The organism is Leclercia adecarboxylata (genome assembly GCF_006171285.1).
Lineage (GTDB): Bacteria > Pseudomonadota > Gammaproteobacteria > Enterobacterales > Enterobacteriaceae > Enterobacter > Enterobacter barmai.
The window spans coordinates 316,528-331,833 of record NZ_CP040889.1 but is presented as its reverse complement, the minus strand read 5'-3'; the positions used below and the strand labels follow the sequence as shown (position 1 = coordinate 331,833).

Below are 15,306 nucleotides of genomic sequence, written 5' to 3'. Positions count from 1 at the left end.
TGTCTCCGGTTAGACTGGGCGAACGCCCGCAGCAAGCAGCGCCTGCTCAAATTTATCCAGGAACACATTCAGCTCCTGATCGCTGATCAGCAGGGAAGGCAGCAGACGCACGACGTTACCGTTACGACCGCCACGCTCCAGAATCAGGCCCGCTTCGAAGCACTTCTTCTGGATCAATGCAGACAGCTCGCCGTCGCCCGGGAAGCAGCCCATGTGGTCGGCAGCTTCGTGCGGCTTAACGATCTCAATCCCGATCATCATGCCCAGACCGCGCACGTGACCAATAACCGGATAGCGTTTCTGCAGCTCAACCAGCTTCGCTTTCAGCCACTCGCCCTGGGCGGCAACTTTATCAGCGATGTTCTGCTCTTTGAGGATCTGCAGGGTGGTGAGGCCGGTGGCCATTGCCAGTTGGTTACCACGGAAGGTACCGGTGTGGTGGCCAGGAGACCAGGCGTCGAACTGCTTTTTGATACCGAGAACGGCCAGCGGCAGACCGCCACCCACAGCTTTGGACATCACAACGATGTCTGGCTGAATACCCGCGTGTTCGAAGGCGAAGAATTTACCGGTACGGGCAAAGCCAGCCTGAACTTCGTCGAGGATCAGCAGAATGCCGTGCTCTTCGGTCACTTTACGGATGCGCTGCAGCCACTCAACCGGTGCCGGGTTCACGCCGCCTTCGCCCTGGACTGCTTCCAGGATCACGGCAGCAGGTTTACGCACGCCGCTTTCAACGTCGTTGATCAGGTTTTCGAAGTAGTAGGTCAGGGCTTTAACACCGGCTTCACCACCGATACCCAGCGGACAGCGGTACTGGTGCGGGTAAGGCATGAACTGGACTTCTGGCATCATGCCGTCAACCGCTTCTTTCGGAGACAGGTTGCCGGTCACGGACAGTGCGCCGTGGGTCATGCCGTGGTATGCACCAGAGAAGCTGATGATGCCGCTGCGGCCGGTCACTTTTTTCGCCAGCTTCAGCGCAGCTTCTACAGCATCCGCGCCGGACGGGCCGGTGAACTGCAGGCAGTACTCTTTGCCCTGGCCTGGCAGCATAGAGAGCAGGTATTCTGAAAACGCGTCTTTCAACGGCGTGGTCAGATCCAGGGTATGTAACGGCAAGCCGCTGGTAATGACACTTTGAATGCTTTTCAGCACATCAGGATGGTTATGACCCAGCGCCAGCGTTCCCGCACCGGCCAGGCAATCAAGATACTCTTTGTTATCCGCGTCGGTGATCCACACCCCGTCCGCCTTAGTAATGGCTAAAGGCAGCTTGCGCGGATAACTCCTGACATTGGATTCCATTTCGGCCTGACGGGCCAGATAGGTTTCGTTGGTTTTGAAAGAAGAGGCATTCAAAGTATCAATACGGACTTTATCCGTCATCATATCACTCCTACAACCGCAGCTCAGCACGTGGCTCCGATTGAATAATTAATTAAGAAAATGAGAAGGGCATCAAAAATCGCGGCCAATATAGAGCCTTTTTGCCCGGGGCTCAATGGTTAATTGTTTATCGTTTTGTTACGCGCGTTGAATCAACGCGCGTAGGGCGTAACCCCGCATGGCACCTGAGGTTTCCAGGGGGAGGCTTCGGGTATAAAAGCGGGGCGTTTTAGAACGCTTTAGAACTACTTTTGGACGACGTTCAGAATACCGTGATCGCGGCCATGGGTTTTATTCCATGAAGCGTCGGTCACGCCGTTCGCATCCAGTGAGATCGACAGCACGTAACCCGCGCCTTTCACCTCGTAGAAATTCGCATTTGAGCGTTTCACCACGGCTTTCTTGCCGTTGATGGTGGCCTGGGTGAAGCCGTTATTGATGCTGGCTTTAATACCGTTGGCGCTGAAGGAGGCTTCACGCAGCGGATCGGCAACGTGCGCCGCCTGGCCATGCTGTACGGCTTCATGCGCATTCTCGAGCGCCTGTTTTTCCGCTGCGGCATTGATGGTGGCCTGACGGTTCTGGTCGGCAATGTAGCAGGCGTCACGGCTTACGCCTTTGGCCTCACACTGCGCTAAGCGCTGCTCTTCAGAGACACAGCCCGCCAGCAAAGCGGCAATCACACCCACCAACAGAATCTTTTTCATACATTAACCTTAAAGGAAAGGGGAAATCGTCTGTTCCCCGGTTGTTGATTCGATAATTATTATTGGCCTGGCCACTTTTTGCTGGTGTCTATATTAGAGACGCACCAGTGGCGCGCGCTGAATATCACGCAAGGGGCGTTGTCTCAGGTTGACGAAGATCACATTTAGCACGAATAGCTAATTTCTTGAGAGTTATCCTGGCAGCTGGTTATTGCTGGGTTAGAAAAGGGTGTCAGAGATGTAAGCAGGAGGAGTGGCGAAGCGCCAGAAAGCCCCTTGCTATTGCCAGACGCATCCTCTACGCTGCCACCGTTACATTATGTAATTTGACTCGGGGTGCCCTTCTTTGTGAAGGCTGAGAAATACCCGTACCACCTGATCTGGATAATGCCAGCGTAGGGAAGTCAGATGCCCTCCGGGCTATCGCTTCTTCGCGCAAGGCAGGAGCGATACCATGCAGCCTGACCTGCTCAATTTACATGCCTTACACCACTTCCGAACCCGTTCTCCGCTCACCCACTGTATGACCAACGACGTCGTGCAGACCTTTACCGCCAACGTGTTGCTGGCGCTCGGCGCGTCACCGGCGATGGTGATTGAAGCCGAAGAGGCGGAACAATTCTCTGCTATCGCTGATGCGCTGCTGATTAACGTCGGGACGTTAACCGCGTCGCGCGCCCAGGCGATGCGCCGGGCCATTGAGAGCGCGGTTACCGCCGGTAAACCCTGGGTGCTGGACCCGGTAGCCGTCGGCGCGCTGGGATACCGCACCCGGTTCTGTCAGCAGATCCTCGTCCTCAAACCGGCGGCCATTCGCGGCAATGCCTCGGAAATCCTCGCCCTTGCCGGGATGAGCGCGGGCGGACGCGGTGTGGACACCACCGATACAGCGGCCAGCGCGCTGCCTGCGGCCCAGGCGCTGGCGCGGCAAACCAATGCCATCGTGGTGGTGACGGGGGAAGTGGATTACGTCACCGACGGGCTGCGTACCCAGACGGTTACCGGGGGCGATCCGATGATGACCCGTGTGGTGGGCACCGGCTGCGCGCTGTCGGCGGTAGTGGCGGCCAGCTGTTCACTGCCGGGCGACCGGCTGGAAAACATCGCGGCGGCCTGCGGCTGGATGAAACGGGCCGGAACCCTTGCGGCAGCCCAAAGCCGCGGACCGGGCAGTTTTGCCGCGGCCTTTCTGGATGCCCTGTGGGAACTGGGGGCACAACAATGAAACGCATTAATGCCCTGACTATTGCCGGCACAGACCCAAGCGGCGGTGCCGGGATCCAGGCCGACCTGAAAACCTTCTCGGCGCTGGGGGCGTATGGCTGCTCGGTGATCACCGCCCTGGTGGCGCAGAATACCCGCGGAGTGCAGTCGGTCTATCGTATTGAACCCGATTTTGTGGCGGCGCAGCTGGAATCGGTGTTCAGCGATGTGCGCATCGACACCACCAAGATCGGCATGCTGGCCGAAACCGATATCGTCGAGGCCGTGGCGGAGCAGCTGCTGCGTCATCAGGTTAAAAACGTAGTGCTGGACACGGTGATGCTGGCGAAAAGCGGCGACCCGCTGCTTTCACCTTCTGCCGTCGAAACGCTGCGTAAAAAGTTGTTGCCGCAGGTGGCGCTTATCACGCCAAACCTGCCCGAAGCCGCAGCGCTACTGGATGCCCCTCACGCCCGCAGCGAGCAGGAGATGAAAGAGCAGGGTTATGCCCTGCTGGCGATGGGGTGTGAAGCGGTGCTGATGAAGGGCGGTCATCTTGACGATCCCGAAAGCCCCGACTGGCTGTTCACCCGCGACGGAACGGTGCGCTTTACCGCCCCGCGCGTGAAGACCAAAAACACCCACGGCACCGGCTGCACCCTCTCGGCCGCTCTGGCTGCGCTGCGCCCGCGTCACGATAGCTGGGCGGATACGGTGCGCGAGGCCAAAACCTGGCTCTCCTGCGCGCTGGCGCAGGCGGACACGCTGGAGGTGGGGCAGGGCATGGGTCCGGTCCACCATTTCCATGCGTGGTGGTAAAGGTTACCGCCCATAGCTGGAAAATTCGCTACCCACAGACCAGGCTTAGGGGGCTCGCAATCCTGTGAGCCTGGAGAAAACATGCCGACAGCCTGTCGGCACTAAGGGGAGCAAAACTATGACTGATATTGCGCAGTTGCTTGGCAAAGACGCCGACAGCCTGTTACAGCATCGTTGTATGACTATTCCAGCCGACCAGCTCTATCTGCCTGGCCACGACTACGTCGACCGCGTGATGATCGACAACAACCGCCCGCCAGCGGTTTTGCGAAATATGCAGACGCTGTATAACACCGGGCGTCTGGGCGGAACCGGCTATCTGTCGATCCTGCCGGTGGACCAGGGGGTGGAGCACTCGGCCGGTGCGTCGTTTGCCGCCAACCCGCTCTATTTTGATCCGAAGAACATCGTTGAACTGGCGATTGAAGCTGGCTGCAACTGCGTCGCCTCTACCTACGGCGTGCTGGCGTCGGTTTCCCGGCGCTATGCGCACCGCATTCCGTTCCTGGTCAAGCTCAACCACAATGAAACCCTGAGCTATCCAACCGAATATGACCAGACCCTCTATGCCAGCGTCGAGCAGGCGTTCAACATGGGCGCGGTGGCGGTCGGGGCGACCATCTATTTCGGCTCAGAGCAGTCGCGCCGTCAGATTGAAGAGATCTCCGCCGCCTTTGAGCGCGCCCATGAGTTAGGAATGGTGACGGTGCTGTGGGCCTATCTGCGTAACCCGGCCTTTAATAAAGACGGCACGGATTACCACGTTTCCGCCGATTTAACCGGACAGGCCAACCATCTGGCGGCCACCATCGGGGCGGATATTGTGAAGCAGAAAATGGCCGAAAATAACGGCGGTTATAAGGCGGTCAAGTTTGGCTATACCGACGATCGGGTCTACAGCAAACTGACCAGCGACAACCCTATCGACCTGGTGCGCTACCAGCTGGCGAACTGCTATATGGGCCGCGCGGGGCTCATCAACTCCGGCGGTGCAGCGGGGGGCGAAACCGATCTCACCGATGCGGTACGCACGGCCGTTATTAATAAACGCGCGGGCGGGATGGGGCTGATCCTCGGTCGTAAGGCGTTTAAAAAATCGATGGCGGACGGCGTGAAGCTGATAAATGCGGTGCAGGACGTCTATCTGGATAAGAAGGTGACTATCGCGTAATCCCTAACCCCTCTCCCCTCACCCTAACCCTCTCCCCATAGGGGAGAGGGGACTGTCCGGTGGCGTCTTTTCCCTCTCGCCACTTTGGGGAGAGGGGACTCTCCGGAGCCGTCTTTTCTCCCTCGCCCCTTTGGGGAGAGGGCCGGGGTGAGGGGATTTGTCCCCCTCCGGACATGATCGGAACCCCATTTCATTTCATTCAAACATCCATCCCGATCTACCTCACATTTCCCCTCTCTTTTGTGAAAAGTATCACTCGCCCCCGTGCAGATGCACAAAAAACGGTCGACGCTTAGCGGAATTTGTCTAAGGCAGTGGATGAATTTTGCGCTTAAAGTTAGATTCGAAACAGCTTTTCAAAATGAAAGAACACGCTGAACCTACGCAGTTTTAAGGACAAAAAATGAAAATCGAATCCGTAAACGTCACCGTCTTTCAGTATCCCACCCGCCGGGTTTCCGACAGCGCCGGGCACTCTCATCCGGGGCCGGAAAGCCTGGCGAAAATGGCGATGCTGACCATTACCGCAGACGATGGCACCAAAGGGTACTCTTTTGCACCGCCGGAAGTGGTGCGCCCTTTTGTGGTCAACACCTTCTTCCGTAAGGTGCTGATCGGCCAGGACGCCTTTAACCGCGAAAAGATCTGGCAGGAGCTGGCCCACTGGCAGCGCGGCAGCGCCCATCAGCTGACCGAACGCGCGCTGGGCTTCGTTGAGCAGGCGCTGTGGGATCTGATTGGCCGCAAGCTCAATATGCCGGTCTGGAAGCTGCTGGGCGGCTACCGCGACAAAGTGCCTGCCTACGGCAGCACCATGTGCGGCGACGACCTGCCGGGTGGCCTCTCCACCCCGGAAGAGTACGCCAGCTTCGCAGAAACCCTGGTCGCCCGCGGCTACAAGGCCATCAAGCTCCACACCTGGATGCCGCCGGTCTCTTTCGCACCGAATCCGAAGATGGATATCAAAGCCTGCGCCGCGGTGCGTGAGGCGGTCGGGCCGGATATCGACCTGATGATCGACGGCTATCACTGGTACAGCCGTGCGGAAGCACTGTGGATCGGTAAAGAGCTGGAAAAACTCAACTTCGCCTGGTTTGAAGAGCCGATGGAAGAGGAGAGCATGGCCTCCTACGCCTGGCTGGCTGAAAACCTCTCCATTCCCATCGTCGGGCCGGAGAGCCTGGGCGGCAAGCACCACAGCCGCGCCGACTGGGTAAGAGCCGGAGCGTGCGACATCCTGCGTGCGGGCGCCAATGGCGTAGGCGGCATCTCGCCAACCCTGAAAGTAGCCAACCTCGCCGAGTCGTTCGGCATGGACTGCGAAGTGCACGGCAACGGCGCGGCCAGCCTGGCGGTGATCGGGGCTATCAAAAACTGCCGCTGGTACGAACGCGGCCTGCTGCATCCGTTCCTCGACTACGACGAGCCCGCGGCATATCTGCACAGCCTCATCGACCCGATGGATGAAAACGGCATGGTCAGCCTGCCGGATCGCCCGGGACTGGGCGAAGACATTAATTTTGCGTATATCGAAGCCAATACCCTCAGCCACGACTGATAAATAAAACTTCTACCCTACAAACGGTATACACAGATGAAGAAAAACTCCCTCACCGGGGCGTGTTTACTCGCGCTCTCGCTGATGATGGGGAGCGGCGCGGCGTATGCAAAAACGCCGCCCGATCAGCTCATCATCGGTATGAACATGAACAACCTGCTGACCCTCGATCCGGCCGCGATGACCGGCAACGAGGTGGTCGGCATTGTGGTCAATCTCTACGATTCGCTGGTGGAACTCGATCCCAACACGCTCACCAACGTCAAACCGGCGCTGGCGAAATCCTGGGACATCTCGCCGGACGGCAAAACCCTGACCTTCCACCTGCGCGATAACGTGACCTTCCACTCCGGCAACCCGCTTACCGCCGAAGACGTGGCGTGGTCCATGCGTCGCCTGCTGCATCTGAATCTTGCCCAGGCGTCGGTGTGGAAATCTTACGGGTTTTCAAAGAAGAACATCGACCAGCAGGTGAAAGCCCTGGATGACTACACCGTGCAGCTCACCCTGCCGAAGGCCAACGATCCGCAGCTGGTGATCTACTCCCTCGGCGCGCTGGGCAACCTTGGCGTACTGGATCGCAAAACGGTGCTCAGCCACGAGGTCAACAGCGACTGGGGCAACCGCTGGCTGACCACCAACGAAGCCGGTTCCGGGCCGTTTATGCTGGAGACCTGGCAGGCAAAAGACGTGCTGCGCATGAAGCGGAACCCGAAATACTGGCGCGAAGAGCCGAAGATGAACCGCGTGGTGCTGCGCCACTTCCAGGAGTCGCAGACCCTGCGCCTGATGGTGGAGAAGGGCGATCTGGATATCGCCAGCAATATGGCGGTGGCCGACATTAACGCCCTGCGTAAGGATCCGCAGCTGACGGTGGAAGCCGTGCAGAAGGGCACGGTCTACTACGTGGCGATGAGCATGAAGGAGGCGCACTTCGCCAATCCGAAGGTGCGCGAAGCGGTGCGCTATCTCATCGACTATCAGGGGATCAACAAGGCGCTGATGCCGGGCTACGGCGTGCTGCACCAGCGGCCGATCAAGGCGGGGATGCCCTCCACGCTGCCGGACCCGGGCTACAAACTCGATATCCCGCGCGCCAAAAAGCTGCTGGCGGAAGCGGGCTACCCGGAAGGCTTCGACACTACCCTGCGGGTGCTGGCGGATCAGCCGTTCCTCAATATCGCCATCGCCGTGCAGTCCACCCTGATGCAGGCGGGGATCAACGCCAAAATCATCACCGGCACCGGGAACCAGATCTACGGCGCGATGCGCGAGCGTAAGTTCGACATGCTGGTCGGGCGCGGCGGCAGCGGCGTGGAGCCGCATCCGCACTCCAGCCTGCGGGCGCTGGTCTACAACCCCGACAACAGCGACGAGGCCCGGCTGACCAACTTCCAGGGCTGGCGTACCAGTTTTTACGACAAGCCGCTGAACGAGATGATCGACAAGGCCCTGCTGGAGCGCGATCCGCAAAAGCAAATCGCCGACTACCAGCAGATCCAGGTGCGCTATGACCAGCTGATCCCGGCGCTGATCCCGCTGTCGCAGATGGTTGATTCGGTGGTGGTGCGTAACGAGGTGAAAAACTTCCAGTCGCATCCGTCCGCCACCACCTTCCTGCGGGAAGTGTACAAAACCGGAGGTGAAAAATGAGTGTAGCGATACTCGCCCCAGGCTCCCGCACCCGGCGTTTCTCAAAGCGCTTAACCCAGGTGCTGGTGACGCTGTTCGGCCTGCTGGTGCTGACCTTTTTCATTGGCCGCGTGATGCCGGTGGATCCGGTGCTGGCGATTGTTGGCCCGGATGCCGACCACAGCACCTATCAGCAGGTCTACCAGCAGCTCGGTTTTGATAAATCCCTCCTGACCCAGTTTGGGATCTACCTCAACAACCTGCTGCACGGCGATTTTGGCAACGCCCTGCTGACCGGCAAACCGGTGCTGGACGACATTCTGCGCGTCTTCCCGGCGACCCTTGAGCTGGCCACCATGGCGATTATCGTCGGGGCCGGTTTAGGGGTCCCGCTGGGGGTGCTGGCGGCGGCGCGTCGTAACAGCGTCTCGGATTACGTGGTGCGCATCATCAGCCTCGCCGGTTACTCCACGCCGATCTTCTGGGTAGGGATGATGGGGCTGTTGCTGTTCTACGCCTGGCTCGGCTGGGTGGGCGGCGCCGGACGGCTGGATTTAGGGCTGGATGGCATTGTGCCGCGCCGCACCGGGCTGATGACCGTCGATGCCCTGCTGGCAGGCAACAGCGCGGTGTTCTGGAACGCCATTAACCACCTGGTGCTGCCCGCCTCTCTGCTGGGCTTCCACTCCCTGGCCTACATCAGCCGTATGACCCGCAGCTTTATGCTGGCCCAGCTGTCCCAGGAGTTCATCATCACCGCCCGGGTGAAAGGCTTAACCGAGCGCCAGGTGATCTGGAACCACGCGTTTCGCAACATCCTCGTGCAGCTGCTGACGGTGGTGGCCCTGGCCTACGGCTCGCTGCTGGAAGGGGCGGTGCTGATTGAAACCGTTTTCTCCTGGCCGGGCTTTGGCTCCTATCTCACCGGCAGCCTGCTGCTGGGCGATATGAACGCGGTGATGGGCTGCGTCCTGCTGGTGGGGATGATCTTCGTGATGCTCAACCTGCTCTCCGACATGCTGTATCAACTCTTCGACCCGAGGACGAAATCATGACCGTTTCTCTGGATACACCGCTGCAAGGCGTTCGCAGCGAAGGACGCCAGCGCCTGGCGCGCATGGCCCGCCGCGGCTTCGGCTTTGCCGGGCAGATGGCGCGCAACCCGCTGACGGCCATCGGCGGCGGCATCATCCTGCTGCTGCTGATCGTCGCCGCCTTCGCGCCGTGGATAGCCCCTTATAACCCGCTGGTGCAGGATCTGAATAACGCCCTGGTGTCGCCGAACGCGCAGCACTGGTTCGGCACCGACGAGTTTGGCCGGGATATCTTCAGCCGCCTGGTGTACGGCTCGCGCATCACGCTCTATATCGTGCTGCTGGTGTCGGTCACCGTCGGCCCGCTGGGGCTGCTGCTGGGCGTCACCGCCGGGTACTTTGGCGGCAAGGTGGATGCGGTCCTGATGCGCGTCACCGATATCTTTATCTCCTTCCCGAGCCTGGTGCTGGCGCTGGCGTTTGTCGCAGCGCTCGGCCCGGGGCTGGAACACGTGGTGATCGCCATTACGATCACCGCCTGGCCGCCGATTGCCCGTCTGGCGCGTGCCGAAACCCTCTCCCTGCGCCAGGCCGATTTTATCTCCGCCGTGCGTTTACAAGGGGCGTCTCCGGTACGGGTGCTGTGGCGTCACATCGTGCCGCTGTGCCTGCCGTCGGTGATTATTCGTATCACCATGAACATGGCGGGGATCATCCTGACCGCCGCCGGGCTTGGCTTCCTTGGCCTTGGCGCACAGCCGCCGGAGCCGGAGTGGGGGGCGATGATCTCCAGCGGGCGCACCTACATGATGGAGTGCTGGTGGGTAGTGACTATTCCGGGGCTGGCGATCCTGATTAACAGCCTGGCGTTCAACTTCTTAGGAGATGGCTTACGTGACATCCTCGATCCTCGCAGCAACTGATGTGCCGCTGCTCGACGTGCGCGATCTGCACGTCGACTTTATCAACGGACGCGCGGTCACCAACGTGGTGCGCGGCGTCTCCTTTCAGCTGGGCCGCGAGAAGCTGGCGATAGTCGGCGAGTCGGGCTCCGGGAAATCCACCGTCGGGCGGGCGCTGCTGCGTCTGCATCCGGCGAAGGCGCAGATCGCCGCCACGCGGATGCAGTTTGGCGACGTCGATTTACGCACCGTCAGCGAGGCGCAGATGCGCGGCATTCGCGGCAAGCGCATCTCGATGATCATGCAGGATCCGAAATACTCCCTTAACCCGGTGGTGTGCGTCGGGGATCAGATCGCCGAAGCCTGGCTGACGCATCATCCGGGGCGCAAGGCGGAGGCTAAAGCCAAAGTGCTGGAGATGCTGGACGTGGTGCGCATTCGCCAGCCGGATCGGGTTTATCACCTTTACCCGCACGAGATCTCCGGCGGGCAGGGGCAGCGCATCATGATCGCCATGATGCTAATTACCGACCCGGAGCTGGTGATCGCCGATGAGCCTACCTCGGCGCTGGACGTCTCGGTGCGGCTGCAGGTGCTGGGATTGCTGGACGACCTGGTCCAGTCCCGCGGGCTGGGGCTGATTTTTATCAGCCACGACATCAACCTGGTGCGCAGCTTCTGCGACCGGGTGCTGGTGATGTACGCCGGGCGGGTGGTGGAGTCCATCGCCGCCTGCGATCTGCACAATGCGCAGCACCCCTATACGCAGGGGCTGATTAACGCCCTGCCAGAGATGAACCGCCGCCGCCCGGTGCTGCCGGTACTGCAACGTCAGGCCAGCTGGCTGACCGAATAAGGAGCAACGATGATCGAGGTAAAAAACCTGAATCTGGCCTTCGGTGAAGGGGAAAAACGCAGCCAGGTTCTGTACGACGTCAATATCAACGTCCAGCCGGGGGAGATTTACGGCCTGGTGGGGGAGTCGGGTTCCGGTAAAACCACGGTGCTGAAATGCCTGGCGGGGCTGTTCACCCACTGGGAAGGGGCGCTGGCGATTAACGGCCAGCCGCTGGAGCGGCGCATCAGCCCCCAGCGCTGCCGTCTGGTGCAGATGGTGTTTCAGGACCCCTACGGTTCGCTGCACCCCCGGCACACCATCGGCGATATTCTGGAAGAGCCGCTGCAAATTCACGGCATCAACGACCGGGATCGGCGCATTCACGCCCTGCTGGATAAGGTGGGCCTCAATCGTGCCTTCCGCGATCGCTATCCGCATCAGCTTTCCGGCGGCCAGCGCCAGCGCGTGGCGATTGCCCGGGCGCTGATCCTGGAGCCGCAGGTGCTGCTGCTCGATGAACCCACCTCGGCGCTGGATGTGTCGGTACAGGCGGAGATCTTAAACCTGCTGGCGGAGCTGCAGCGCGAGTCGAAACTCACCTATCTGATGGTGACCCACGATCTCGGGGTGATTGCCCATCTGTGCCAGAAGGTGGCGGTGATGCAGTACGGCAAGATCCTCGAAACCCTGACGGTGGACGATCTGGTGGCAGGGCAGGCCAGAACCGATTACACCCGGATGCTGGTCAACGCCAGCCAGCAGTATTCCCGCGAGATGGCGAGGGAGGTGGCGGTATATTAGTTTTTTGCCCGGCGGCGGAGGTAAAAGCAAAACGGTAACGCATGTTACCGTTTTTAGTGTTTGCACCCTCTCCCGGTGGGAGAGGGTCGGGGTGAGGGCATCAGGCCGCACTTATCAGCGCAGAAGCGGACAATCCGGCGGCAGCCGGCACTGGATCGCCCCTGGCAGGAGCGCGATGCGGAAACGGTCGCCGCTCAGCGGTTCGCCATCGAGATTAAAGGTCATCCCGTGCGGAGCCTGGATTTCAAACCACGCCGACTGTCCATCCACCAGATGCGGGCTGTCCTCCGCTTTGGTCAGGGTGGTGAACAGCGCCGGGAGCAGTTCATCGCCGGTAATGATACGTACCCCGAGCAGCCCGTCGTTGATCAGCGCGTCCGGGCACAACTGCTGCCCGCCGCCCGCCTGACGGCCATTGCCGATACCAATCACCAGCGCGTTACCCTGCCAGTGGAAGTTCTCGCCGCGGATTTCACACAGATCCGGTTTCAGGGTATCCAGTCGAGACAGGCCGTGAATCAGGTACGAAACGCCGCCCAGCGCCGCTTTCAGCTTTTCAGGCGTTTCACTGGTAATGCGGGTGCCAAACCCGCCGGTCGCCATATTAATAAAGCAGGTTTCATCGTTCACCCGGGCAATATCCACCGCCGTGGCTTTACCGGCAATCGCCAACTGTAGAGCCTTATCGAGCGCCTCCGGGATCCCGGCGCTGGTGGCAAAATCGTTGGCGGTGCCGAGCGGCAGAATGCCCAGCGCAGGACGGTGGTCGCCCTGCAGATTAATCAATGCGGTCGCTACCTCGTTGATGGTGCCATCGCCGCCGCCTGCAATCACCGTCTCGACGCCGAGGGTGCGGGCTTCGTCGATATAGCGCGCCGCGTCGCCTTTTTCCCAGGTCACGCGCACGTGGATATGAACGCCTTCGTCGCGTAACAGTGTCACCGCCTCGCGCAACAGATCGTTGCCCGCGCTTTTACCATTGAGAATTAATAAACTTGCCGGATAGGTCGCCATCCACGTTGCTCCTGTGCTGATCTTCAAGAAGTGTATCGCAGCGCGGGAAAAAGCGGGTAAGAAGAGGATGAAAGGCGAGAAATTAAATGAGTGGCGAGCTCGGGTTTACGCCACTCGGTCCAGACGGTTTAGGTCGGTAGTGCGCCATAAGGACATAACGCGAACATACAGTGCTGGCGATATGGACAGCGGATAATCAGCCCACCCTCGTTGCCGGGGCAGCCTGAGCTTTCAACAAATGATGACCAAAGTTTTGATGTATACGGGAATGTTCGAAGGATGTGTAACGCTCTGATTTTGCCATCTATAGCAATTCCGAAGGGGCTGGTGACAAGAACCGATCCGGTGCTGATAAAGTAATCTCCTTTATACCAGATTATCAGCCTGAGATTTTTAACGGTGAGTACGTGTATAAAAATTGTTCCAGTACGAGGGCAAACCATCCTGTTTTCAACCACCCAGTACATATATCTCCTCCTTCTCCTTAAGTGAAATTTCATTCGTAAGAAGAATAGCATCTGATATGTGTATGAATACCCTGCCTTTAATAAATTGATAATTAAAGGGGCTTCTCGTCGTAAATAGAAACAAATTTACGTTAAGGGGGGGAAATAGTACTTCAGATGCGCAGAAAGAGAGGAGAGGGGGAATTTCAGACAAAAAAATTAGCCTGCGTAAGGGAGATTACTCAGGCTAAGGAGGTGGTTCCTGGTACAGCTAGCATTTATGGGTTATGTTTTTCAGCGCCTGCAATAATACCCGCATCAAACGCAGCGGTATGTGATCGAATTCTAAGAATCATCTCATACCAAAAAATAACCCCTTTTCACTACTTAGCGTGCGGCGCCTGGGTGTTTTCGCCGTCAAAGTTACGCATCAGCAGCGCGTATTCCAGGTTGATCTCTTCCGGTACTGGCAGCCAGACGGTATGACCGTCGCCCGGCGCGACGGAGACTGACTCGCCTTTGCCGTTCACCATATGCTCCAGGGTGAAGTTGATGTTGCCCTGTGGGGTCATCAACTCCAGGCTGTTGCCCACGAGAAACTTGTTTTTAACCGCCACCGCCGCGAGGTTGCCCTTGCGCTCGCCGGTGAACTCGCCGACAAACTGCTGGCGATCGGAAACGGAGTGGCCGTATTCGTAGTTCTGGTAGTCGTCATGGGTGTGGCGACGCAGGAAGCCCTCGGTGTAGCCGCGGTGCGCCAGCCCTTCCAGAGTTTGCAGCAGGGTGCTGTCGAAAGGTTTGCCCGCCGCCGCGTCGTCAATCGCCTGGCGATAGACCTGGGCGGTACGCGCGCAATAGTAGTAGGACTTGGTGCGGCCTTCGATCTTCAGGGAGTGCACGCCCATCTGGGTCAGGCGCTCTACGTGGGCGATGGCGCGCAGATCTTTGGAGTTCATGATGTAGGTGCCGTGCTCGTCTTCGAACGCGGTCATGTATTCACCCGGGCGCTGGGCCTCTTCAATCATAAACACGCTGTCGGTAGGCGCCCCGATGCCCAGCGTCGGCTCAATGTTCTGCACCGGAATAGGCTCGTGCTTGTGCACGATATTGCCCACCTCATCCTGCTTGCCTTCCTGGACGTTATATTCCCAGCGGCAGGCGTTGGTACAGGTGCCCTGGTTCGGGTCACGCTTGTTGATGTAGCCGGAGAGCAGGCAGCGGCCGGAGTAGGCCATGCACAGTGCGCCGTGGACGAAAATTTCCAGCTCCATGTCCGGCACCTGGGTGCGGATCTCTTCGATCTCTTCCAGTGACAGTTCGCGGGACAAAATCACGCGGGTCAGCCCCATCTGTTTCCAGAATTTTACCGTCGCCCAGTTCACGGCATTAGCCTGCACCGAGAGGTGAATGTCCATCTCCGGGAAATGCTCCCGCACCAGCATGATCAAACCCGGGTCCGACATAATCAGCGCGTCCGGGCCCATCTCTACCACCGGTTTCAGGTCGCGGATAAAGGTTTTCAGCTTGGCGTTATGCGGGGCGATATTCACCACCACGTAGAATTTTTTACCCTGCGCGTGGGCTTCGTTGATGCCGAGCTGCAGATTCTCGTGGTTGAATTCGTTATTACGAACGCGCAGGGAGTAGCGCGGCTGGCCCGCATAAACGGCATCGGCGCCGTAGGCGAAAGCGTAACGCATATTTTTCAGCGTTCCCGCCGGGGAGAGAAGTTCCGGTTTAAACATGTTTGTTCTCGTTCTGATGACAGGTCAGATGCGCACACGGGTGGGCG

General features: G+C 59.1%; 14 protein-coding genes and 1 riboswitch. Of the genes, 9 read left to right on the top strand and 5 right to left on the bottom strand.

Annotation, left to right across the window (positions count from 1 at the left end):
- Positions 1 to 9: 9 nt before the first annotated feature.
- Both FHN83_RS03435 and FHN83_RS03430 read right to left on the bottom strand, forming a co-directional pair.
- Entirely contained in the window at positions 10 to 1,392 is a 1,383-nt protein-coding gene (locus FHN83_RS03435) for a diaminobutyrate--2-oxoglutarate transaminase (protein ID WP_138369935.1), read from the bottom strand.
- 242 nt (positions 1,393 to 1,634) lie between these two features.
- Positions 1,635 to 2,096 (bottom strand): membrane lipoprotein lipid attachment site-containing protein, encoded by a 462-nt coding sequence (locus FHN83_RS03430; protein WP_139563232.1) that lies wholly within the window; start codon positions 2,094 to 2,096, stop codon positions 1,635 to 1,637.
- Between the two features lie 322 nt (positions 2,097 to 2,418).
- Positions 2,419 to 2,515: riboswitch (TPP riboswitch) on the top strand.
- A 35-nt stretch (positions 2,516 to 2,550) separates the two neighbouring features.
- Here FHN83_RS03430 and thiM point away from each other — a divergent pair.
- The 9 genes from thiM to FHN83_RS03385 all read left to right on the top strand — a co-directional run bounded on the left by thiM (position 2,551) and on the right by FHN83_RS03385 (position 12,054).
- Positions 2,551 to 3,321 (top strand): hydroxyethylthiazole kinase, encoded by a 771-nt coding sequence (gene thiM / locus FHN83_RS03425; RefSeq protein ID WP_139563231.1) that lies wholly within the window; start codon positions 2,551 to 2,553, stop codon positions 3,319 to 3,321.
- On the top strand, positions 3,318 to 4,118 hold the full coding sequence (thiD, locus tag FHN83_RS03420) for a bifunctional hydroxymethylpyrimidine kinase/phosphomethylpyrimidine kinase (RefSeq protein WP_039031097.1): 801 nt from the start codon (positions 3,318 to 3,320) through the stop codon (positions 4,116 to 4,118). Before thiM ends, thiD begins: the two co-directional genes overlap by 4 nt.
- Before the next feature lie 118 nt (positions 4,119 to 4,236).
- Positions 4,237 to 5,289, top strand: coding sequence for a class I fructose-bisphosphate aldolase (fbaB, locus tag FHN83_RS03415; RefSeq protein WP_039031098.1), 1,053 nt, complete (start codon positions 4,237 to 4,239; stop codon positions 5,287 to 5,289).
- 403 nt (positions 5,290 to 5,692) lie between these two features.
- On the top strand, positions 5,693 to 6,847 hold the full coding sequence (locus FHN83_RS03410) for a mandelate racemase family protein (protein ID WP_138369938.1): 1,155 nt from the start codon (positions 5,693 to 5,695) through the stop codon (positions 6,845 to 6,847).
- 36 nt (positions 6,848 to 6,883) lie between these two features.
- Positions 6,884 to 8,500: an ABC transporter substrate-binding protein gene (locus tag FHN83_RS03405; RefSeq protein ID WP_139563230.1), complete on the top strand. Its 1,617-nt coding sequence runs from the start codon at positions 6,884 to 6,886 to the stop codon at positions 8,498 to 8,500.
- Positions 8,497 to 9,534: an ABC transporter permease gene (locus FHN83_RS03400; protein ID WP_139563229.1), complete on the top strand. Its 1,038-nt coding sequence runs from the start codon at positions 8,497 to 8,499 to the stop codon at positions 9,532 to 9,534. The genes FHN83_RS03405 and FHN83_RS03400 overlap by 4 nt, the downstream gene beginning before the upstream one ends.
- Positions 9,531 to 10,436 carry an ABC transporter permease gene (locus FHN83_RS03395; protein WP_039031102.1) on the top strand — a complete coding sequence of 302 codons (906 nt, stop codon included), beginning with the start codon at positions 9,531 to 9,533 and terminating at the stop codon, positions 10,434 to 10,436. The genes FHN83_RS03400 and FHN83_RS03395 overlap by 4 nt, the downstream gene beginning before the upstream one ends.
- Positions 10,408 to 11,271 (top strand): ABC transporter ATP-binding protein, encoded by an 864-nt coding sequence (locus FHN83_RS03390; protein ID WP_139565411.1) that lies wholly within the window; start codon positions 10,408 to 10,410, stop codon positions 11,269 to 11,271. The genes FHN83_RS03395 and FHN83_RS03390 overlap by 29 nt, the downstream gene beginning before the upstream one ends.
- A 9-nt stretch (positions 11,272 to 11,280) precedes the next feature.
- A complete protein-coding gene (locus FHN83_RS03385) occupies positions 11,281 to 12,054 on the top strand; it encodes an ABC transporter ATP-binding protein (RefSeq protein WP_039031103.1) in 774 nt (257 codons plus the stop codon).
- 114 nt (positions 12,055 to 12,168) lie between these two features.
- On the opposite strand, the gene yegS is transcribed toward FHN83_RS03385, so the two are convergent.
- The 3 genes from yegS to yegQ all read right to left on the bottom strand — a co-directional run bounded on the left by yegS (position 12,169) and on the right by yegQ (position 15,259).
- Positions 12,169 to 13,068, bottom strand: coding sequence for a lipid kinase YegS (gene yegS, locus FHN83_RS03380; RefSeq protein WP_138369942.1), 900 nt, complete (start codon positions 13,066 to 13,068; stop codon positions 12,169 to 12,171).
- A gap of 128 nt (positions 13,069 to 13,196) precedes the next feature.
- On the bottom strand, positions 13,197 to 13,535 hold the full coding sequence (locus FHN83_RS28130) for a hypothetical protein (RefSeq protein ID WP_072036699.1): 339 nt from the start codon (positions 13,533 to 13,535) through the stop codon (positions 13,197 to 13,199).
- A 362-nt stretch (positions 13,536 to 13,897) separates the two neighbouring features.
- A complete protein-coding gene (gene yegQ, locus FHN83_RS03375; protein ID WP_139563228.1) occupies positions 13,898 to 15,259 on the bottom strand; it encodes a tRNA 5-hydroxyuridine modification protein YegQ in 1,362 nt (453 codons plus the stop codon).
- Between the last annotated feature and the right edge of the window lie 47 nt (positions 15,260 to 15,306).